This is a genomic window from Streptosporangium album, assembly GCF_014203795.1.
GTDB lineage: Bacteria > Actinomycetota > Actinomycetes > Streptosporangiales > Streptosporangiaceae > Streptosporangium > Streptosporangium album.
Genome location: NZ_JACHJU010000002.1, coordinates 681,182 through 699,980, shown reverse-complemented (window position 1 = coordinate 699,980; position 18,799 = coordinate 681,182). Strand labels below are relative to the sequence as shown.

19 protein-coding genes and 1 pseudogene are annotated in these 18,799 nt (G+C 66.0%); 11 read left to right on the top strand and 9 right to left on the bottom strand.

Annotated elements, in window-relative coordinates; genetic code table 11:
- Positions 1-12 precede the first annotated feature (12 nt).
- Positions 13-153: pseudogene (locus FHR32_RS26965) on the bottom strand (ATP-binding protein); the annotation flags it as partial.
- A gap of 147 nt (positions 154-300) precedes the next feature.
- On the opposite strand from FHR32_RS26965, the gene FHR32_RS46785 reads away from it, so the two are divergent.
- The 4 genes from FHR32_RS46785 to FHR32_RS26945 all read left to right on the top strand — a co-directional run bounded on the left by FHR32_RS46785 (position 301) and on the right by FHR32_RS26945 (position 3,753).
- Entirely contained in the window at positions 301-1,362 is a 1,062-nt protein-coding gene (locus tag FHR32_RS46785) for a tyrosine-type recombinase/integrase (protein ID WP_184757334.1), read from the top strand.
- On the top strand, positions 1,359-1,673 hold the full coding sequence (locus tag FHR32_RS26955) for a helix-turn-helix domain-containing protein (protein WP_184757333.1): 315 nt from the start codon (positions 1,359-1,361) through the stop codon (positions 1,671-1,673). Before FHR32_RS46785 ends, FHR32_RS26955 begins: the two co-directional genes overlap by 4 nt.
- 233 nt (positions 1,674-1,906) lie before the next feature.
- The gene (locus FHR32_RS26950; RefSeq protein WP_221466227.1) at positions 1,907-3,331 is read left to right on the top strand and encodes a tyrosine-type recombinase/integrase; all 1,425 of its coding nucleotides are present in this window, start codon (positions 1,907-1,909) and stop codon (positions 3,329-3,331) included.
- A 47-nt stretch (positions 3,332-3,378) separates the two neighbouring features.
- The gene (locus FHR32_RS26945; protein WP_184757331.1) at positions 3,379-3,753 is read left to right on the top strand and encodes a hypothetical protein; all 375 of its coding nucleotides are present in this window, start codon (positions 3,379-3,381) and stop codon (positions 3,751-3,753) included.
- A 100-nt stretch (positions 3,754-3,853) separates the two neighbouring features.
- Here the strand turns inward: FHR32_RS26945 and FHR32_RS26940 are convergent, their stop codons facing one another.
- The 5 genes from FHR32_RS26940 to FHR32_RS26920 form a co-directional block, all read right to left on the bottom strand.
- Positions 3,854-4,633 carry a transposase family protein gene (locus FHR32_RS26940; protein ID WP_184753075.1) on the bottom strand — a complete coding sequence of 260 codons (780 nt, stop codon included), beginning with the start codon at positions 4,631-4,633 and terminating at the stop codon, positions 3,854-3,856.
- A 188-nt stretch (positions 4,634-4,821) separates the two neighbouring features.
- Positions 4,822-5,370 carry a hypothetical protein gene (locus tag FHR32_RS26935; RefSeq protein ID WP_184753076.1) on the bottom strand — a complete coding sequence of 183 codons (549 nt, stop codon included), beginning with the start codon at positions 5,368-5,370 and terminating at the stop codon, positions 4,822-4,824.
- 270 nt (positions 5,371-5,640) lie between these two features.
- Positions 5,641-6,318, bottom strand: a complete 678-nt coding sequence (locus FHR32_RS26930; RefSeq protein ID WP_184757330.1) for an ATP-binding protein — start codon at positions 6,316-6,318, stop codon at positions 5,641-5,643.
- Complete coding sequence (gene istA / locus FHR32_RS26925; RefSeq protein ID WP_184757329.1) at positions 6,315-7,991, bottom strand: IS21 family transposase; 1,677 nt, start codon at positions 7,989-7,991, stop codon at positions 6,315-6,317. Before istA ends, FHR32_RS26930 begins: the two co-directional genes overlap by 4 nt.
- A 150-nt stretch (positions 7,992-8,141) precedes the next feature.
- On the bottom strand, positions 8,142-8,663 hold the full coding sequence (locus FHR32_RS26920) for a DUF6444 domain-containing protein (protein WP_184757328.1): 522 nt from the start codon (positions 8,661-8,663) through the stop codon (positions 8,142-8,144).
- A 192-nt stretch (positions 8,664-8,855) separates the two neighbouring features.
- On the opposite strand from FHR32_RS26920, the gene FHR32_RS26915 reads away from it, so the two are divergent.
- The 3 genes from FHR32_RS26915 to FHR32_RS26905 all read left to right on the top strand — a co-directional run bounded on the left by FHR32_RS26915 (position 8,856) and on the right by FHR32_RS26905 (position 11,170).
- On the top strand, positions 8,856-9,464 hold the full coding sequence (locus FHR32_RS26915) for a helix-turn-helix domain-containing protein (protein WP_184753818.1): 609 nt from the start codon (positions 8,856-8,858) through the stop codon (positions 9,462-9,464).
- Positions 9,398-9,988, top strand: coding sequence for an IS630 family transposase (locus FHR32_RS26910; RefSeq protein ID WP_312882647.1), 591 nt, complete (start codon positions 9,398-9,400; stop codon positions 9,986-9,988). The genes FHR32_RS26915 and FHR32_RS26910 overlap by 67 nt, the downstream gene beginning before the upstream one ends.
- Before the next feature lie 366 nt (positions 9,989-10,354).
- Entirely contained in the window at positions 10,355-11,170 is an 816-nt protein-coding gene (locus FHR32_RS26905) for an HARBI1 family protein (protein WP_184757848.1), read from the top strand.
- 322 nt (positions 11,171-11,492) lie between these two features.
- On the opposite strand, the gene FHR32_RS26900 is transcribed toward FHR32_RS26905, so the two are convergent.
- Together FHR32_RS26900 and FHR32_RS26895 are read right to left on the bottom strand one after the other, a co-directional pair.
- Entirely contained in the window at positions 11,493-12,641 is a 1,149-nt protein-coding gene (locus FHR32_RS26900; RefSeq protein ID WP_184757327.1) for an IS30 family transposase, read from the bottom strand.
- 56 nt (positions 12,642-12,697) lie between these two features.
- Positions 12,698-13,615 (bottom strand): hypothetical protein, encoded by a 918-nt coding sequence (locus FHR32_RS26895; protein WP_184757326.1) that lies wholly within the window; start codon positions 13,613-13,615, stop codon positions 12,698-12,700.
- Between the two features lie 76 nt (positions 13,616-13,691).
- Here FHR32_RS26895 and FHR32_RS26890 point away from each other — a divergent pair, with 76 nt between their 5' ends.
- From FHR32_RS26890 to FHR32_RS26875, 4 genes are all read left to right on the top strand, one after another.
- Positions 13,692-13,979, top strand: coding sequence for a transposase (locus tag FHR32_RS26890; protein WP_184757325.1), 288 nt, complete (start codon positions 13,692-13,694; stop codon positions 13,977-13,979).
- Complete coding sequence (locus FHR32_RS26885; protein WP_184757324.1) at positions 13,946-14,857, top strand: IS3 family transposase; 912 nt, start codon at positions 13,946-13,948, stop codon at positions 14,855-14,857. The genes FHR32_RS26890 and FHR32_RS26885 overlap by 34 nt, the downstream gene beginning before the upstream one ends.
- 390 nt (positions 14,858-15,247) lie before the next feature.
- Positions 15,248-16,504: an IS256 family transposase gene (locus tag FHR32_RS26880; RefSeq protein WP_184752199.1), complete on the top strand. Its 1,257-nt coding sequence runs from the start codon at positions 15,248-15,250 to the stop codon at positions 16,502-16,504.
- A gap of 699 nt (positions 16,505-17,203) precedes the next feature.
- Positions 17,204-17,830 carry an NTF2-like N-terminal transpeptidase domain-containing protein gene (locus FHR32_RS26875; protein ID WP_184757323.1) on the top strand — a complete coding sequence of 209 codons (627 nt, stop codon included), beginning with the start codon at positions 17,204-17,206 and terminating at the stop codon, positions 17,828-17,830.
- 124 nt (positions 17,831-17,954) lie between these two features.
- Here FHR32_RS26875 and FHR32_RS26870 read toward each other — a convergent pair whose 3' ends face one another.
- On the bottom strand, positions 17,955-18,542 hold the full coding sequence (locus FHR32_RS26870; protein WP_184757322.1) for a GNAT family N-acetyltransferase: 588 nt from the start codon (positions 18,540-18,542) through the stop codon (positions 17,955-17,957).
- Positions 18,543-18,799 lie beyond the last annotated feature (257 nt).

Below are 18,799 nucleotides of genomic sequence, written 5' to 3'. Positions count from 1 at the left end.
GGCAGGATGAGATCAGGATGTGCCGTTGTGCTGAGCCTTGGTATGGGCCAGCCGGTAGGAATCGGTGCCGGTCTCGATGATGGTGCCGCCGAAGGTGAGCCGGTCGACGATCGCAGCGCAAAGGCGCGGGTCGGTGAAGGTCTTGGTCCAGCCATCTGGGGCTCGTACTTGTTCGTCTTGCGGGATCTCGGCTTGTGCCTGGGATCTTTCGTTCTTCCTCGTTTCACCGATTGTCAAAGCGTAGACACGTTATGTTAGGTGCTGCCTTAATCCTTTAGGTGCGAGGAAGGTGTGCCGGTGGTGCGGTCGCGATTACAGATCGTCCAGGGCGGTGGCGTCCCGCAGGAGCCGATCACCACGGACCCGTGGCAGTTCCAGGCCGAGTGCGTCGAGGCCTTCGTGGCCTCGTGGACAGCCCGCGGGTTCAGCCCGGTGACGATCGACAACGACACCGGCCTGCTGGAGCGGACCCTGACCGCCCTGGGGCGTCTGGCCTGGGAGGTGACTCCCGAAGACATCGACCGAATCGTCGGGGACCTGGCAGTGGCGGGCCGAGCAACCTCCACCCGCCGCGATTACGTGCAGATCTTCAAAGGGTTCCACCGATTCCTGCAGACCCGTAAGGCAGCCCAGATCGAGGCGGCCTTCGGGGTCCGCCTGGTCTGCCCGGTCGATGAATTCAACGCCTCCCGCCATGTCGGCGACGATTCCCCGGCCCAACTGCCGCCGCCGACCCCGGAGCGGGTGACGGAGTTCTTCGACTTCCTCAAGGTTCGGATCGCCTCCGCCCGCAAGTACGCGCCCGCGGCGCGCGACTACGCGCTGTTTCGAACGCTGTATCACGCTGGCCTGCGCTCGGAGGAATGCGCTCTGCTGGATCAAGCCGATGTGCACTTCGGCCGGGGTCCGTTCGGCAAGCTGCATGTCCGCTTCGGCAAGGGCGCTCGCACCTCCGGGCCCCGGCCTCGCTGGGTGCCGATGCTCGACCACCTGGACCTGGTGCTGCGCTGGTTCCTGGACGATGTGCGCGGCAAGTTCCCCGACTCAACGGTGCTGTTCGCCGACGAGTCCGGCGGCAGCCTGCATCCGGGAACGATACGCAACCGGCTGCGCTATCTGATGGAACTGGAGGGCCGCCCGGCCGCCGAGCGGTTCAGCCCGCATGCGCTGCGGCGGGCGTGCGCGACGCACAACTACGAACGCGGCGTCGACCTGGTCGCGATCCAGCAGCTGCTCGGGCATTGGACGGTCAGCTCGACCATGCGCTATGTCCGGCCCTCGGCCACCTTCATCGAGGACGCCTATCGACGCGCGGTGGCCGGCACGCTGAGCGAACTGACCCGAGAGGACCCCTCGCCATGAAGATTCGGTGGAAGCTGCGGATGGCTGCGGCGCAGCGCGAGGTGTGGACCGGTGCCCAGTTGCGGCGGCTGCTGGCGGAAAAGGCCGGGTTGGAGCTGTCGGCGGCATCGGTATCGGTGTTGCTCACCAAGGAACCCGCCCAGATGAAGCTGTCCACCCTCGCGGCGTTGTGCACCGCGCTGGAGTGCACTCCCAACGACCTGTTCGAGGTGGACACCACGCCCGTCGAGCGGCCCGCGCCGGCGCCGCGGGCGACGGTCGACCAGCCGAAGAGCGCCTCCTCTGGTGGTCGGTCGATGCCGCCGGTGTGACCGGGGAAAGGCGAACGTGAGCGATGGGCAAACGGCAACGAGACTGCGTCGGCTGCGGTGGCTCGGTCGGCCTTCACGATCCCGATCGGCAGCACTGCAGCCGGTGCCGGCGCCGACTGACCGAGGAGGCGGCGAAGGACACCTGCCCGGGCTGCGGCAAACAGCGCATCTTGCAGGCCGACACCGGAGTGTGCATCCGCTGCTCACGGGCGTGCACCAGGTGCGGGCATCTGGTGCGAACCCAAGAGACGACCCTGTGTCGCGACTGCCGGCGCCGAGCCGATCGGCAGGCCGACCAGCTCCCGTGTCCGCGCTGCGGCCGCCCCGGCTATCTGCGCCAGGACACCGGCTGGTGCGGCCACTGCTCGCGCGTCCGGCAGTCCAAACAGCCGCCGCGCGCCTGCGCCGGATGCGGCCAGGTCCGCCCTCATGCCGGGCTGGGACTGTGCTCCGCCTGCTGGCAACGTCATCCCGACCGGCCCTTCATCGCCGGCGACAACCTCACCGCCCGCCTGACCGAGCCGCCGCCTTGGCTCGGCGACCTCATCGCGCAGCTGGCCGCCCGCTATAGCGTCGGACGCGCTTGCACCATGATCAGCAGCCTTGGGCGACTGCTGGAAGACGAGCACCTCAACCACCCGCAGGCCCTTCTGGAGCGCGCCCGCCGCCCGGGACGCTCCATGGGATCTCTCGCCCGCCTCCTGGAGAACTACTTCACCGAGCACGGGCTGGCGCTGCCAGTCGATCAGGCAGCAAGGCTGGCCGAGGGACGACGCAGGCGCCGTATCGACGCAACTCCCGCGCCGCTGCGCCCGGCGGTGGAGTCCTTCGCCGCCTTCCTGCTGCGCTCACGCGAACGAGCCCGCAGGGCCGGGACTCTGCCCCGCAGCGACACCACCATCGACGCGGTGCTCTCGACCGTGCGTGACCTGGCCAGATTCCTGAACAACGAGCGGGGCAAGCAGGACTGGGCCCTGGCCGACGTGCACGACATCGACGCGTTCCTGGCCGTGCTGCCCAAAGGCCGGGCGCGACGGCTGACGATCGTTCGGCAGTTCTTCCGCTTCGCCAAAGCTCATAAGATCGTGCTCGTCGCCCCCACCGGAGGCCTGTCGGCCAAGGCGCCGAAGGGCTTCACCGGCCAGACCCTCACTTTGAGCCAGCAGCGTGTGTTGTTTCGCCGATGGACCACCGATCCGGCGGTTCACCCACACGAGGCCCTGCTGGGAATCCTCGCCCTGCTCCACGGAGCCTCCAGCAACGAGGTCCGCCACCTGCAGATCACCGCCATCGATTCCGCCGCCCGAACGATCCGGCTGGGACAGCGGCCCCATCCAGTGCCGATGGACCCCGTCAGCTGGACAATTCTGCAACGCTGCCTGACACACCGCGAGACTCAGCGCACCGACAACCCCCACGTGATGGTCACCAAAGGCACCAAGGCCGGACACGCCCCAGCGTCCACCGCCTATGTCAGCCACGTCCTGGATCCGTGCGACATCTCACCTCGGATGCTCCGCAGCACCCGTCTGGTCGACCTGGTCAACATGATGGACCCCAAACTCGTGGCCGCCGCGTTCGGCATGGACGCCGAGAGCGCCATGATCTATCTCGCCGACCGGATCGATCCCGGACGGCTGCCTGACGCCATCGCATGAGGAGCGCCGATTGGTCAGCACATAGGTCAACCTCCAGAATGGCGTTCATGTCGTTCTTCGTCTGCGCCCGTTGCGAGCGGCGTCTCACCGCTGAGATCAACCTGGAGGACGCTCCGCCATCAGCCGGCCATGACCTTCCGGGCAAGGCCCGGATGGCGGCGGGGACTTATACGTCCAGCTGGAACAACGGCTTCGTCCTGCATCCTGACGATGTCACGGGCGCAGAACGCCACCCCAACCCCCGACGTCTGAACGGATGCTGCGGCCTCGATGGGCTGGATGGTCCCAACCTCGTCTGTTCCGGATGCGGAGCCGAGATCGGTACCGAGGAATCGGACTGCTGGAAGCCACATTTTGTCGTAACACTTCCAGACGCGGCCAACTTGATCGCCGACCACCAGTCTGACGAGTCAGCTCATTGAGATCGTTCCAACTTGAAGTTGCTGGTCAGGGGCCTGGTGTGATCCGTTGAGGGCATGCTCTGGCTGGTGGTGGGTACTGATCATGGTGGGTGATCATCGGTCAGCGGGTGTGTTCGGTGATGGCCAGGACCATCAGCGCGCGGAGCAGCTTGGTGACGTGGATGGCGTCCAGGCGGAGCTTGGTGAGGATGCGCCAGGCCTTCAACGTGGCGAAGCCGTGCTCGACGGGGGCGCGTTCGGCGCTGATGAGCCGGTTGACCTGCTTTTGCGCGGGGGTGAGGGGCCTGCCGCGGGTGGCTTTGCGGCCGGTGATGATGACCGGATTGTCGTCATCGTCGTCCAGGCCGACGAAGCCGAGGTCGGCGATAGCGCCCAGCCCGGCCTCGCGCAGGCGGGCGGTGAGGCGGTTGTGCCGGGCGGTGGTGATCTCCGATGCGCGACCAGGCCGGACGGCGGAGACCCACAGCAGGTTGCCGCGGGTGTCGGTGAGCGCCACCACGAGCAGCCCGTGGGCCTTGTGCTTGCCCGAGTAGTTCCTGCGGTTGTCGGCTCCGGTGCGGCGGCGGGTGCGGATCAGGGTGCCATCCAGCAGGACGACCTCACCACCGGCTTTGGCGATCTTCTTCAGGGCGCGGTCCAGGCGGGGTGCGCGGGCGGCGAGCAGTTCGACGGTCTCCAGCATCCAGCGTCGCACGGTGGAGGCCGAGACGTTGTTGGCGCCGGCCATGTCGGCCAGGCGCTGGTCATGGCGTAAGACGGCCAGCACGATGGTGGCGATCTTCCCGGCGGGCAGTTTCCGCCAGCGCGAGCCGATGGTCTTGAGATGAGCGCGCAGCAGGTCGGCCAGGAAGGTGAGGGTTTGGGTGGACAGCGGCAGCATGCAGGAGTAGACAGGCGAGGGCGTGTCTTCGGCGGACGTCGAAGCCTTCGACGTTGTCGATGTCGTGGTTTTGGTTGTGGTCACACGCCGCCAGGCCCCCGCCGGGGACACGCTCGGGATGTTTCACCCGGGCAGGGCCTGGCCAGGGGCTGCGGGAAGCGGCAGTGGGCGCAGTGGGCCGCCCGAGGTCAGGGGGCGAACGCGCCGCTGGGGGTCTTGCGCAGCCAGCCCCGCTCGGCCAGCCGGTTCAGCTTGGCCCGCACGCCTTCGACCTGCCCCGATTCGGTGGAAAGGCTGAGCTGGGCGCAGATCGCCTTGCAGATGAGGGGGCCGTCGGCGGCGCGTACCGCGGCCAGTAGCGCCTGGTAGTCGGCGGGCAGCTCATCAGTGCCGGCAGCGTGGTGACGGTGCGGGATCAGCAAACCGCCGGGCACGGGCACGGACGCGGGTACGGGTACGGGTATGGGGCGCAGCTCTATCCCCTGGGAGGCCTGCTCTGCTGCCTGGGCTGGGGTGAGCATCACCTGGTAGAACGGCGTCGGCTCACCGCCGGGCTCGCCGGGTGCGTTGAGCTGCTCGGCGGGATCGTCGGCGAGGAGTTCCTTGACCACCTGCTCGGCCACACGCAGCCGGTCCATCTCGTCTTCGGTCTCGGCCAGTTGCTCGCGCAACCGATCGGCGTGCGTGCCCAGCGCGACCAGGCGCATGGTGATGCGCTCCAGCAGCGGCGACGACATGGCTTCCCCCGGCCGACAAGACAACGATTACCTGGCGAGATCACCAGGACACGGACGATAACGACCCCAGGCCGGGCAGCGCAGACGAAAGCCGGAAGATCCACATTTGCCCCCGGCGGACGATCGAGACCCATGATCCCAGCCGTCTACCAGGAGAGAGCACACTCAACACCGCCAGGCCACCCCCTCCGACCTGCGAGGACAGGATGGAACTAGCTCATTAGCACTGACGCCGTTAAGGCAGAGGGCTGAACCTATACAACTTAGGCATCACCTCGCACACGTTGCCGCGAACATGTGCGCTTTGGAGAAGGTCTCGTTGGAAGCGATCGCGACGCTGCTTTTCTCCTCGCGTTCGGTCAGCACCTGAAACAGCAGCTCAGCGCCGCGCCGGTCGAGTTCCATGTAGCCGAGCTCGTCGATGCAGAGCAGGTCGACCCGGCCGTAGCGGTTGATGGTCTTGGTGAGCTGGCGGTCGTCGGCGGCCTCGACGAGTTCGTTGGCGAGTTTGGAGGCCAGCACGTAGCGGACCTTGAAGCCGGCCATCGCCGCGGCCGAGCCCAGGCCGATCAGCAGGTGCGACTTGCCGGTGCCCGAATCGCCGATCAGACACAGCGGGGCGCCTTTGCCGACCCATTCGCAGGTCGCCAGGGTGTTGATGATGGCGGGTTCGATGTGGGGGTTGGCGTCGTAGTCGAAATCCTTGAGCCATTTCGGGCGGGGGAAGGCGGCGGCGCGTAGCTGGCGTTCGGCGCGGCGGCGATCTCGCTCGTCGCACTCGACCATGAAAAGCTCGGCCAAAAATCCGCGGTAGGTGAGCTGTTCGCGCTCGGCCCGGTCGGCGCAGTCGGCGAACTGGTCACGGATGGCCGGCAGGCGCAGCACGCGGCAGGCGGTGTCGATTGCGGCCTCGGCGGCGGGTTCGGTGATGCCCCGGTTGCGGGTCATGACGCGCTCTCCTGGTGGTGGGTGTCGCTTTGGTGGCAGGTGTTGGGCGCCGGGCGGCGCAGCAGCTGGTCGTAGGCATCCACGCTGGGCAGCGGACGGGTGTCGGGGGGAAGCTCGGCCAGGCGTTTGCGGGTCAGGCTGGTCACCTGGGGGCTTTCGGCCGGGACCGTCGCCGGCCCGCTCAGGCGGGCGATGCCCGGGGTGGGACGGCCGGTGCCGCGGGCATCGGCCGCCTTGCGGGCCTCCACCGCGATCACGTCGGCGGCGAACGAGCCGACCGACAGCGCCGCGCGGATCCCGGCGATGACGTCGGCGTCGTCCATGGTGCGGTGCAGCAGCAACACCTCGATCAACGCGCGGGTCGCGCCGGGTTCGCCCAGCGAGCGCCGGGCCGCTGACCACAGGGCGTCGTGGGCGTCGGTGAACGCGCCGCCGATGCGGGCCGCCTCCAGCGCGACCGACCCGGCAAACGCCCCGGGTTTGCGCATCAACGCCTCCAGATAGTGATCCAACACGATGGTTTCGGTGCCCTTGCCGGTCAGCCGTTCATGCCTGGCGACCTCGCGGTGCCGGTCGTAGACGATGACCTCACAGGCGTGCAGCATCACCCGCACCGTGCGGCCGATCAGATGAATCGGCACCGAGTAGCGGCAGCAGCGCACGGTGATCTGGCCATAGCGGTCGACGCGGGGCGTCAGCAGCAGCCCGGTAGAGAAATGATCGTCAGGCAGCGCGCGTAGCAGCGGCGCTTCGATCGCGAAGTCCTGGGCGATGGTGCGCAGCCGTGCTCCGATCCGGCGGCCGTCTTCGAGCTGCTCGAAGTGCTCGATGCGGGCGTTGAGCTCGGCCAGGCTGTCCACTTGCGGCACCGGCGACAGGTAGTTGCGACGAAAGTAGCCGATCTGGCCTTCCACCCCGCCCTTCTCATGAGCGCCCTCGATGCCGCGCTCGCAGTAGAAGGCCTCGCAGCGGTAGTGCGAGCGAAACAGCCGCCAGCGGGGGTTTTCCACCCGGAGCCGGCCGCGGAAGAGAACCTTCGTCACTGCCGCGGTCAGGTTGTCGTAGCGGATGTGCCGGGTCGGGGTGCCGCCCAGCCGGGTGAATGCCTCCACGTGCCCTTCCAGGAACGCCTCCTGGCCGCTGGTGGCGTAGATCTTGTGGATGGCCTTGCCGGAATACGACATGCGGTAGACGAACAGGTAGCACTTGGTCAGCACCCCGGCCAGGTTCACCCACAACTCGCCGAAGTCGACCTCGGCCTCCTCGCCGGGCGGATGGTTCTGGCGGATGAACACCTTGGCCGGTGCCCGGCCCTCCTCGATGCGGATCTCGGGTTTGCGCTTGGCGAGGTAGTCACGCACCGTGGAGTACGACAGCCCGGCCGCATCCTGCTCATCGAGCAGTCGGCGGTGGATCCGCTTGACGGTGTGACGCTGTTTGCGGGGCGCGTCCAGGTCGGCGCGCAACCACTCGTCGATTACCTTCTTGAACGGCTCCAACTGCGGAGATCGCCGTTTCGGTGTCTTACGCGGTGTTGGTTCGGGCTGCGTCAGTGCTTCGCGGACCAGTCGCCTGTGCACGCCGTACTTGCGGGCCAGTGCCCGAACGCCTAGGCCTTCACGCCACGAATCCCGGCGGATCTGGTCGAACAGCTCGACTTTGGTGAGCGCCACCAAGCCCCCTTGCCGCGGCGCGCGTGATCTAGCAGGTCGAGCCTGTCACCGCAACCCTAAAGGTGGGGCCATTTCAAGCCGACATGTCGGTCTGGGATCACACCACCGGCCCGAGGTGGGTCCAGCTCAAGCCGCCCAGGTGGGGCCGTTTCAAGTCGTCATAACCACTGCCACCGTCTCGGGCATGTCCGCGCTGGTGAGGCGGCCGCACCCGCCGCATCGGCACCGATGCGCGCGGTGCTCGGTCACCGTGACGGTGGCCAGGGGAATGTCGCGGACCTGGCGGCGCGAATAGCCCACGCTGTCGGTGGCCGACAGCTCCTTCCCGCATCCGCCACAGGCGGCCGGGACGTGGTCTTCGACCTCGTCGGGGGTATCGACCATGGCCAGGCCGCTTCCCGGTGCTCCGGGCTGGCGGCCCCGTTTGCGCCCGCTCTTGGCCGTCGGCTTTTTGTCCGGCCGGACGAAGGTGTCACTGGACGGCGGCAGCGAGGAGTTCCCCGAGTTGCGGCCCTGCCTGCGTTCCAGCTCGGCGACCCGCGCGGTCAGCCGCTCAACCGTCGCTTCCAGCTGCGCGATCGTCTCCCGCTGAGCCTCGATCGTGGCCATCTGCCGGACCACCAACGCGGCCAGCTCGTCATACGACGGGCGGCGATCCGGGGTCTTCGGCACCCAAAGATCATCCCACCGCGCGGGCGGTGCTCACACCATGATCGCGAACCTCTGAATGCCTACACCGTCGGAGCCGGACATGCCCTCAACCTCTACGTCCGGATTTAACAGACCACCGGTAATGCTGCGTTCCTGAATGGAGTCAAAGATCCCTGCTGACCTGGGGTGATGATGGTCTCAGGGGGGATTGTCATGCCGAAACTGCTGCATGCGCGTCCACCGATGGACGCCGAAGAGAAACGACAGATCTGCAAGCTGGCCGGGGCCCGTCATGCCCCGGCCGACTGGATCATGAGAGCGCAGATCATCGTGTTCAGCTGGCAGGGGCTGCGCACCAGCGCCATTGCCGCCAAGCTGGGCTGTCACATGCAGACCGTACGCGAGCGGATCGAGCGCTTCAACGCCGAAGGCCTGGCCGGCCTGGGCGACCGACCCGGGGCAGGCCGCAAACCACGCATCACCGAGCTCGAACGCGGACAGCTCATCGCGCTAGCGCGCTCGACTCCGCCCGGACGGCTGGTCCGCGACGAGGCCGGGGACCTGGCCGCGGCCGATGAGGGCGGCCCGCCGCAGTGGACGCTGGACAGCCTGACCGCCGCCGCCCGCGCGCAGGGCATCGTCATCGCGCGCAGCCAGGTCCGCCGGATCCTGCTCAAAGAGAAGGTCCGCTGGCGCCATCCCCGCTCTTGGACCACCTCGACCGATCCGGACTTCGCCCCAAAAGGGCCGAGGTCATCGGCTGCTACACCGACCCGCCGCCCGGTACCACGGTCATCTGCGCCGACGAGCTGGGACCGGTGACCCCGCGCACCTTCCCGCCCGCGCCCGGCTGGTCGGTCGACGGACACCGGATTAAAGCGCCGCTGACCTACTCCCGCGGCACCGACAAGAGCTGGGTATACGGCGGCCTGCGCATCCGCGATGGCATCGAGCTCACCTTCTGCGCGCCCTCACGCGACAGCGACGGCTGGATCGGGCTGCTTCAGCAGATCGCCAGGGCCAACCGACGCGGCCCGATCGTGGTCATCACCGACAACCTGTCCAGCCATTCCAGCTGGAAGGTCCGCCAGTGGTTGCTGCGGCATCCACGTATTCGCCAGGTGTTCATCCCGGTCAAGGCCTGCTGGCTGAACCTGGCCGAGGGTTGGTGGCGGCTGCTGCGCCGGGCCGCGTTCGCCGGGCAGACCTTCGCCGACGCCACCGAGATCGCCCACGCGGTCACCCTCGCTACCGCCCAGCTCAACGCCCACGCCCATCCCTGGATCTGGGGACGACCGCCCCCGCAGCCCCGAGCCCTGCGCCGCAAGTTCGTCTATTTGCTATGAGGAACGAAGCAGTAAGTGCGCTGCGGACGGGACATACACCCCTGTCCGAGAACAGCTCAGCAGTACGTGGACATCCAAGTGGACGTTCTCACGGAACCGTCAGCCTCGTAAGTCACTTCCGAGATTCTCACCCCTCATGTCCCTACTTCACCGCATACTTCTCTTGGGCATAGACCGCACACGGACAGTGAGACGTTGTCAGCAACGGTCGATGACCGTGTGTAGCCGATCACGGCGGGCGTGGGAGTGATCAAGTAGAGAAAAGCGTGAAGCCCCTGGTAGGGGTGGGTCTTGTCGAAGGATCCACCGCACCGCACACAAGGGCTTCACGTGACCTCCAGTATCACCTACACAGCCGAGTTGGACATGCCGCGCGAGGTTGTGCTGTTTCTGGCCGGGCTGTTGCGCGCCGAGCGGGTACGGCGCCGCACCCGCGCGGGCACTCGGGCGCTGGGCGAGTTCAAGCAGGCCGTTCTGATCATCCGCTGGCTGGTGGACGGCGCTCGGATCGCCCGGCCGGCCGCCGATAACGCCATCTCGCACGCGACCTGTGATCGGTACGTCGAAGAAGGGGTCACCGTATTGAAGGCCCAGGCGCCGACGCTACAGGAGGCGCTCACGGCGGCGAAGGCCGCCGGCTACACCCACCTGCATCTGGATGGCACGCTGATCGAAACCGACCGCTGCCGCGCCCTGGGCCCGAACGGCGCCGACCTGTGGTGGAGTGGAAAACACAAGCAGCACGGCGGCAACATTCAGGTCCTGTCCAGCCCCGGCGGCGACCCGCTGTGGACTTCTGAGGTACGGCCCGGCCGTGAACACGATCTCACCTGTGCCCGCCTGCACGGCCTCCTCGACCCGCTGGCCAAGGCCGCCGAGGACGGGCTGATCACGTTGGCCGACCTCGGCTACGTCGATGCGGGTATGGGGTTTCGCCTGCCGTACAAGAGGTCTCGGGGTGGCACACTCACCAACGATCAGATCCAGTACAACAAGGTCCACGGTGCGCTCCGAGCCCTCGCCGAACGAGCGAACGCCCAGCTCAAGATGCGGTTCAAGGCACTGCGGAACGTCAGCAAGTGCCCTTGGAAGATCGGCGGTATCGTCGCCGCGGCGCTCGTCCTCTTCCACCGGGAGCAAGCTCACAAGCAGCTGTCACCCAGCGTGAACGCCGGTTGCTGACAATGACTCAGCGAAATATTCTCCAGCTGTCTGCGGGTCCAGCTCCTGCTCCACAGGTGGGTGCGCTGCGAGTGCGGTTTTGAGGCTGCGCTGCCTCCAGGTAGTTCCGGTTCGCGGCCACTCACGTTCCGCCAACGCGGCAATCTCCAGAGCTTGGTTGTCCAGAGCCAGCCGAGCCCCGTGTGCCTTCAAAGCGCGTCGTCGCGTACTCACATGATCAGGATGCCATCGCATGAGGCGGCATTCGGTCGGTACTCCCCACACACGGCGCGACTCCTCGGCGCGTGTGAGGAACTGATCAGGTCGAACGCATAGCTTAGATTCAAAGAGTCAAGGCAACGCATTGGGCCGGGGTTCGGTAGCCGAGGCACTTGCGGGGGCGGTTGTTCAGTCGGGCGGCCAGGGCGTCGAGGTCGGCTTGGCTGTACAGGCTCAGATCGATGCCTTTCGGTAGGTATTGCCGGATCAGTTTGTTCGTGTTCTCGTTTGTGCCCCGCTGCCATGGGCTGCGCGGTGCTGCGAAGAAGACGTCGACGCCGGTCGCTTCGGTCAGCAGCCGGTGGCCGGCGAGTTCCATACCGCGGTCCCAGGTCAGAGTGCTGAGCAGGCGAGTTTCCATCAGTGAGAACGCCTGCTGCAGGGCGGGGATGACCGTCGTAGTGTGACGGCTGGGTAGCGCGACCATGGTCAGGTAGCGGGACTTGCGGTCGACCAGCGTCGCGACCTGGCTGTTCTTGGCTCCGACGATGAGATCGCCTTCGAGGTGGCCGAGCTCGGTTCGGGCGTTGGCTGCGTCAGGCCGTTCCTCGATCGGCCGGGCCCCGGTGATCTGGGAACGCCACTGGCCCTTGACCGTGTTCTTCTTGTTTTTGCGGATGGGACGGCGCGTGCGCAGCTTGGCGCACAGCTCACGCGGGATCACTTTCCACTGGGTCGTGTAGATCGCGCGGTAGATGCTTTCGTGGCTGATCCGCATATGCGGGTTGCCAGCGTGCATCAGCCGCAGATGTCCCACGATCTGCTCCGGGGACCACTCGTTGTCGAGCAGTTCGATCACCAGCTGGCACAGCACCGGGTTGTCCTCCAGGGCGGACGGTTTTGGGCGACGTGCCTGCTCTTGAGCGCGTTGCTCGGCGGCGACCGCACGGTACTTGACTCGGCCGCCGTTGCGGGCGACCTCCCGGCCCACCGTGGACGCCGGGCGGCCGATCGACACGGCGATCGAACGTAGTGAGGCTCCAGCCTCGAGGCCGCGAGAGATCGATTCCCGGTCCTCGGCGCTCAAACGGTCGGCCCGGCGCACCCGCTCGGCCGGCGCGATGCCGCCATGGTGCTTCAGCACCGTGAAAACCGACCCCGGGGGCTTGCCCAGTGTCCGGGAGATCATGCTGATGGAGTCACCGGCGCGCCACTGCCGCCACAAGTCTACTTTCATCGCGTCCGACATTCCCGGCCGACCCATCCGAGCCACGATCCACCCATCCACTAGCAGCGTTGCGTTGATCGTTTGAATCTAAGCTATCGTGCTCAGCCGTCCCGAACATCACGCTGCTCCGCAGAGTGGTACATGGGGGCGTCTGGCTCCGACTGCCGCGCACTCTGCCGGACGAGGTCGGCATCTCCACCCCTCACTTGGCCGCATTCGAACTGATTCGTGACGCTGCGGGCCGGCCAACCTCCCCGCAAGGTAAGCCCGTGACAGACGCGCAGTCGGTGAAGCTCCCACCACACGATGGCGCTCACCATGATCGGGCCGCCGAGGAACAGCAGGCACGCGATCATCGGCGGTCCTCCAGGCATTCCATTGAGGGCGAAGCACTCCCAGACCAGGACGCCGGTCAGCAAGGCCGGGAGCGCGGGGTGGACGGTGCCCAGGCCGAAGCCGGTCCGTACGACCCTGCCGGAGGCGAACAGGAATATGAGCGCAAACCAAACGACCGCCGCCACGGCCGCCTTGACTGGCCAGCTGGCGTTGTTCAAATTCACCTCGTCGTCAGGCAGCCCCAACATGAGGCTGAGAAGGAGAGCGTAGGCGAGGAGCAATGTGCCGGCGTAATAGCCGAGTTTGCGCAGCGGGCTTCGCAGGGCGGTCCGCATAACCGGGCGCTCTTCGGGCGGCGCGCAGCGGATGAGTATCCCGATGACGACCGTCGCGGTGGCGACGAGCAGCCAGGGCGCGACGATAAGTGTCAGAAATGGTTCAGAGATCTTCTCGAGGATGACGTCTTCTGGGGTGGCGAACGATGCGAGAAGCACGAGCGACACCGTGGGCGCCGTCCACGTCCGCAGTCTCTTGATGCGCGTCACCATCGGGTCGTGCACATCCGGAGGGGCATCGCCGCCGAAAAGGCGCCAGACGAGGAGGCGGGCGCTGCGGAAGAAGTAGTACAGCGCCAGCAGATAGAAGAGCCACCGCGCGGCCACGAAAGCCAGCAGCAGGAGCAACAGAGGGATGAGGAGCCCCCAGTCTTCCGGACACGGTGCCCAGTAGGGTGCTGACTGATCTGGAAGGAACGGGTACGTGGCAGGAAAGAACTACGCCCAGGAGTTTAAGGACGAAGTCGTCAAAGCTGTCTTGGACGATCAGGTGACGATCGGACAGGCCGCGAAGGATTTCGGGGTTTCACGGGAGACCGTACGGAACTGGGTGAGCAAGGAAAAGCGTCGCCGGTCGGGGAACACCGAGCAGGCGCGGGACGCCGCGGAGCGAGCGCGGATCCGTGAGATGGAACGCCGGATCGCCGAGCTCGAACAAGAAAACGCCTTCCTAAAAAAATGTGCCGCCTTCTTCGCGAAAGAGCAGCGGTAAGCGAGCGGTACACGCTCGTCCGTGCGGAGGAGGCCGACTTTCCCGTGGCCATGATGTGCCGTCTTCTCCATGTGTCGACCTCGGGATACTACGATTGGAAGGATCGCCCGCCGTCGGTCACCGAACAACGCCGACACGAGCTCGCGGAAAGAATTCAGGAAATCTTCGACGAATCGGGCCGTACCTACGGCTATCGGCGGGTGCACGCCGAGCTGCTGCGCTCGGGCCAGGTGGTCGACGACGAGCTGGTACGCCGGCTCATGCGGCAGATGGGGCTGCTTCCGGTGCAGGTCAAGCGGCGTCGGGGGCTCACCGTGGCCGACGCGCAGGCCGGTCCGATCGCTGACCTGGTCGGGCGGGACTTCACCGCGTCGGCGCCCGGCGCCAAAATGGTCGGCGATATCACGCAGATCGACACCGGCGAGGGGCCGCTGTTCTTGGCCACGGTCGTCGATTGTTTCTCCAAGTCGGTTATCGGGTGGTCGATCGATGTGCGCTATCCGGCGAGTTTGGTGTGCGCGGCGATCGAGATGGCCGCGCAGCGCATTCCTCTTCCGGTGGATGCGATATTCCATTCTGATAGGGGAAGCCAGTACACCTCGGCTGAGTTCGGGCAGGTACTCGAAAGGCGCGGGATTCGGAGGTCGGTGGGGAGAACCGGGATATGTTTCGACAACGCGATGGCTGAATCATTCTTTGGAAAGCTGAAGACCGAGCTGGTGCACCATCGGTCGTTCGCCACCCGCGCGGAAGCGCGTCGTGCCGTCATTCGGTACATCGAGGGCTTCTACAACTCCAGGAGGCTGCACTCCGCGTTGGGATACAGACCTCCCATCGAAGTGCTCGATGAATGGCTGACGAATAGCACGGCGGCATGATATGATTCATTTACTCCGGTGTCCGGAAAATGCGGGGCTCGTCAGGATGAGCCTGTTGGGGAAGAGAGAAGGCCTTTCCGGGAAAAATCTTCGCTGCAGCGGGGGCCAGTTCCAGATGGGCGGCGGCCGGTCGGAATTTGCCGAAGGCCGCCAAGCCCGGTGCAATAGACGGAGTGCGACTGAAGTGGGCTCTGGTCGGGATTCCATCAATGCTGTGCCGCCTTCCGCCGCTCCGTCATCTTCGATGATAATCCCCCGGGATCCGTTCACGTCCAGGGAGATGGTGTGCGGGTGATCTAGGCCTGGCGTTGGCACGGGTGAGATCCATGTGACAAGAGACGGCCACTCCGTAATCCTTCGATTCGCTCATACCAACACGAAGGGGACGAAGTGGCCGTCAATGACATTGTGCCCGCTGCCGGGGAGTACTTGGAAGACACCCTGGCCGCGGCGAGTCCGGACCTGCTGCGCACGATGATCCGGGAGTTCGCGCAGCGGATGATGGATGCCGAGGTCGAGCAGCTGTGCGGCGCCGGCTACGGCGAGATCAGCAGCGAGCGGGTCAACACCCGCAACGGCTACCGTACGCGGCCGTGGGACACCCGGGCCGGGAGCATCGAACTGGCCGTGCCCCGGCTACGACAGGGCTCCTACTTCCCGGACTTCCTGCTGGACAAGCGACGCCGGGCCGAGCGGGCGCTCACCTCGGTGGTGGCGACTTCCTACCTGCTCGGGGTGTCGACGCGGCGGGTGGAGAAGCTGGCCGAGGCGATGGGCATCACCTCGTTGTCGAAGTCGCAGGTCTCGGCGATGGCCGCCGAACTCGACGGCATGGTGGAGCAGTTCCGGTCCCGGCCGCTGGACGCCGGCCCGTACACCTTCGTCTGGATCGATGCCCTCACGCAGAAGGTCCGCGAAGGCGGCCGGACGGTGACCGTGCACGCCCTGGTCGCCACCGGTGTCAACGCCGACGGCCTGCGCGAGATCCTCGGCCTGGACGTCGTCTCCAGCGAGGACGGCGCGGGTTGGCCGGCGTTCCTGCGCGGCCTGGTCGCCCGCGGCCTGTCCGGCGTGCTGATGGTGACCTCCGACTGCCACGCCGGGCTGCGCGACGCGATCGCCTCCACTTTGCCGGGCGCATCCTGGCAGAGGTGTCGAACCCACTACGCGCGAAACTTGATCACGCGCGTTCCGAAGTCGGCCCAGCCATGGGTGGCCACCATGCTGCGCACCATCTTCGAGCAGCCTGACGCCGAGTCGGTCTATGCCCAGCATCGTCATGTCGTGCAGGTACTGGAGGCCAAGTACCCGAAGGCGGCCGAGCATCTGGACGAGGCCCGCGAGGACATCTTGGCCTTCGCCGCCTTCCCCAAAGCCGTCTGGCGTCAGACGTGGAGCAACAACCCTCAGGAGCGCCTGAACAAGGAGATCAGGAGGCGGACCGACGTCGTCGGTATCTTCCCCAACCGCGACTCGATCGTCCGGCTCGTCGGCGCGGTACTGGCCGAGCAGAACGACGAGTGGACCGAACAGCGCCGCTATATGGGGCTGGAGGTCCTCGCCGAGTGTCGCAAGAACACCGATTCACCCGATTCTAAAAATAAGACAAACGATGCTAAAGTGACTATTGAGGCGATTGCTTCCTAATAGTCACCGATTACGGGTGGCCTTCTCAAACACCACCTCCCTGGACGCGGCCCGGGATCCGGAACTACTTGGTAAGACGAGGAGTCCGGGCAGTTGGTTCGGCCATCGACTCAATGGTGTCGGGCCCAACCCGTTCCCTTTCGCCGTTCGACTGGGCGCACACCCTCCGCGGCAGCGATGGCGCCAACGCCAGCGCTAACCACGGCGCCAGATCACCACGAACCGCGATGGATATGCGGGGGGCACGGTCAGCCAAGGGACGTCGGTGGACAGCCCTAAACAATGCTGATCTTGCTATGGATCCGATGCCGGTGTCCTTTCGTGCGCTCAGTGTTGTACAGCAGAGAAGTACAGCAACACTGACGGACACGAGCACCCACTGCCAGGCAGCATCAGCCGCTTGACCAGGAGGAAAACGACTCGACGTTGTGACTGGCTCCCGTTTGCAAGCAGGCCGTCATGCCCCACGTCGCTTCCGAGCCAGAGTGCGGGACATGTGCGGGATGATCTTACAAGGAGTGTGGGCTGCGTGGGATGTTCGCGCAGCTCATGCCGTATAGGACTGTTGTACGGCCACCGCTCTCCTAAAGGGGTGCTTAATAGCCGGCCGCGCGGCTTCCGGCCCTCGGGCCTGGCAGCCTTGCGGTCGCAATCCCCTGTGGATCACGTGTTGTGGTCCAGCCGATAGGGTTGCCCGATATGTCCGCATTTCCTCCCCGCTGGCGACGGACAGGGATCACCATCGCCGTAGCCCTGGCTGCCACCCTCGGTCTAAGCACTGCCGTCTACCTGTCGGTGCGCACCAAAGGCTCGCCCCAGCAGACGGCGACTGCGTTCCTGATGGCCTGGCAACGCGGCGACCTGCCCGCCATGAAAGCCCAGGTGCTGGAACCGCCCCGAGACTTCGACGGCATCTATGACGCCTTCACCAAGGGCTCCCAGGCCAAGAAGATCATCATCCAGAGGATCGGCGTCCACCCCAAGGCCCACCGGAATTTCGGGGAATCCGCCACCTACTACGCCACGTTCTCCGTCACCCTCGACGGCCCTGTCCCCTATACCTATGACGGACACCTGGAGATCATCGATTTTGACCGCGCCTGGAAAGTTCACTGGTCACCGACCGTGATCCACCCCGAGTTGCAGGAGATCGGCTCCAGCGAGGTACGGCAGATCCGCGTCGTACCCCAACGCGACGGCTCCTCCCGGCTGGTCCTCCTGGAAGCGCGAGCCAAAGGAGAACAGGCAGGACGATTCTTCGTCGACGAAGGCCTCAAACTGGTGGCAATCCTGGCCGAATCGGCCCAACCAGGGGTCACCGGCTAAGCGGCATTCCAGAAATTCCGCTTGTAACCAGCCGAGGGCCAGGTCTTGCGTCCCGTCATGCCTGACGCAGTCCCAGGTACCTGACGTATGCGGCGGTTGTCCCGCCGCACCCATCACATGATCGCTACAGTGATGACCTTCTGTCGGCTTGTTCAGCCTTGGGGCGGTTGTCGGCGGTTGCCCCCGTGGCGATCATCGAGAAGACGGCCAGGTCATGAGCCTCGCACCCTTCCTGCTCGGCCATCCGCAGTGTGCCCTCCCGCTGGTATCCGGCCTTTTCGGCCACCCGCAGGGAAGCGACGTTGTCGACGCGGGAGTGCAACTGAACCCGCCGCATCCCGCCGTCGGTAAGCGCCCACCGTCCAACCGCGCGCGCTGCCTCGGTCGCATAGCCTCGACCTCGCTGACTGGTGTGCATTCCGTAACCGATCTCGGTGCGACCAGCCTCCCAGTCGGTGTCCCGCAACCCGATACTGCCGACGATCTTGCCGGTGGTCTGCTCCACTATCGCCAGGAGGACGCCCTCGCCGTCCAATCGCCGCTGGTGCACTTTGGTCAGCCATCCGTCCACGTCAGCGACCGCCTCAGGGGAGCCCGGCGGCAGTGCCGTTCGATCCCCGGCCGCCACGAATGCCGCCACAGGTACAGCATCCTGCGGCCCGAACTCACGAATCTCCAACCCACCGGAGATGATCTTCACTGGAGGAAACATGGTGTGCAGCGTAAGCTCTCACCCAGTGCGCGGTACAGGGGGATGGCGCCCGTTCGTGGCCTCGCGAGCTGAGAGGATCCACTCGCGCCACTACTGAGCCCGTAGATCACGGAACAGCCCGGCCTCCGGCCCCACGCCGACAACCCGGGAAAGTAGATCTGCGTCATATTGTCCGGAACGCGGATCGGAGCTCTGTCCCGGCGATGCCCTTGTCAATGCCTGCCTATCCCGGCGGTCTCACGCTCTGTTACGCGCAG

Bases quoted from the DNA above. Each gene is read 5' to 3' on its own strand.
- FHR32_RS26955 (WP_184757333.1), top strand. From the start codon at position 1,359: ATGAAGATTCGGTGGAAGCTGCGGATGGCTGCGGCGCAGCGCGAGGTG.
- FHR32_RS26945 (WP_184757331.1), top strand. From the start codon at position 3,379: ATGTCGTTCTTCGTCTGCGCCCGTTGCGAGCGGCGTCTCACCGCTGAG.
- FHR32_RS26940 (WP_184753075.1), bottom strand. From the start codon at position 4,633: ATGCTGCCGCTGTCCACCCAAACCCTCACCTTCCTGGCCGACCTGCTG.
- FHR32_RS26935 (WP_184753076.1), bottom strand. From the start codon at position 5,370: ATGTCGTCGCCGCTGCTGGAGCGCATCACCATGCGCCTGGTCGCGCTG.
- FHR32_RS26930 (WP_184757330.1), bottom strand. From the start codon at position 6,318: ATGACCCGCAACCGGGGCATCACCGAACCCGCCGCCGAGGCCGCAATC.
- FHR32_RS26915 (WP_184753818.1), top strand. From the start codon at position 8,856: ATGCCGAAACTGCTGCATGCGCGTCCACCGATGGACGCCGAAGAGAAA.
- FHR32_RS26905 (WP_184757848.1), top strand. From the start codon at position 10,355: ATGCCGCGCGAGGTTGTGCTGTTTCTGGCCGGGCTGTTGCGCGCCGAG.
- FHR32_RS26885 (WP_184757324.1), top strand. From the start codon at position 13,946: ATGTGCCGCCTTCTTCGCGAAAGAGCAGCGGTAAGCGAGCGGTACACG.
- FHR32_RS26875 (WP_184757323.1), top strand. From the start codon at position 17,204: ATGTCCGCATTTCCTCCCCGCTGGCGACGGACAGGGATCACCATCGCC.
- FHR32_RS26870 (WP_184757322.1), bottom strand. From the start codon at position 18,542: ATGTTTCCTCCAGTGAAGATCATCTCCGGTGGGTTGGAGATTCGTGAG.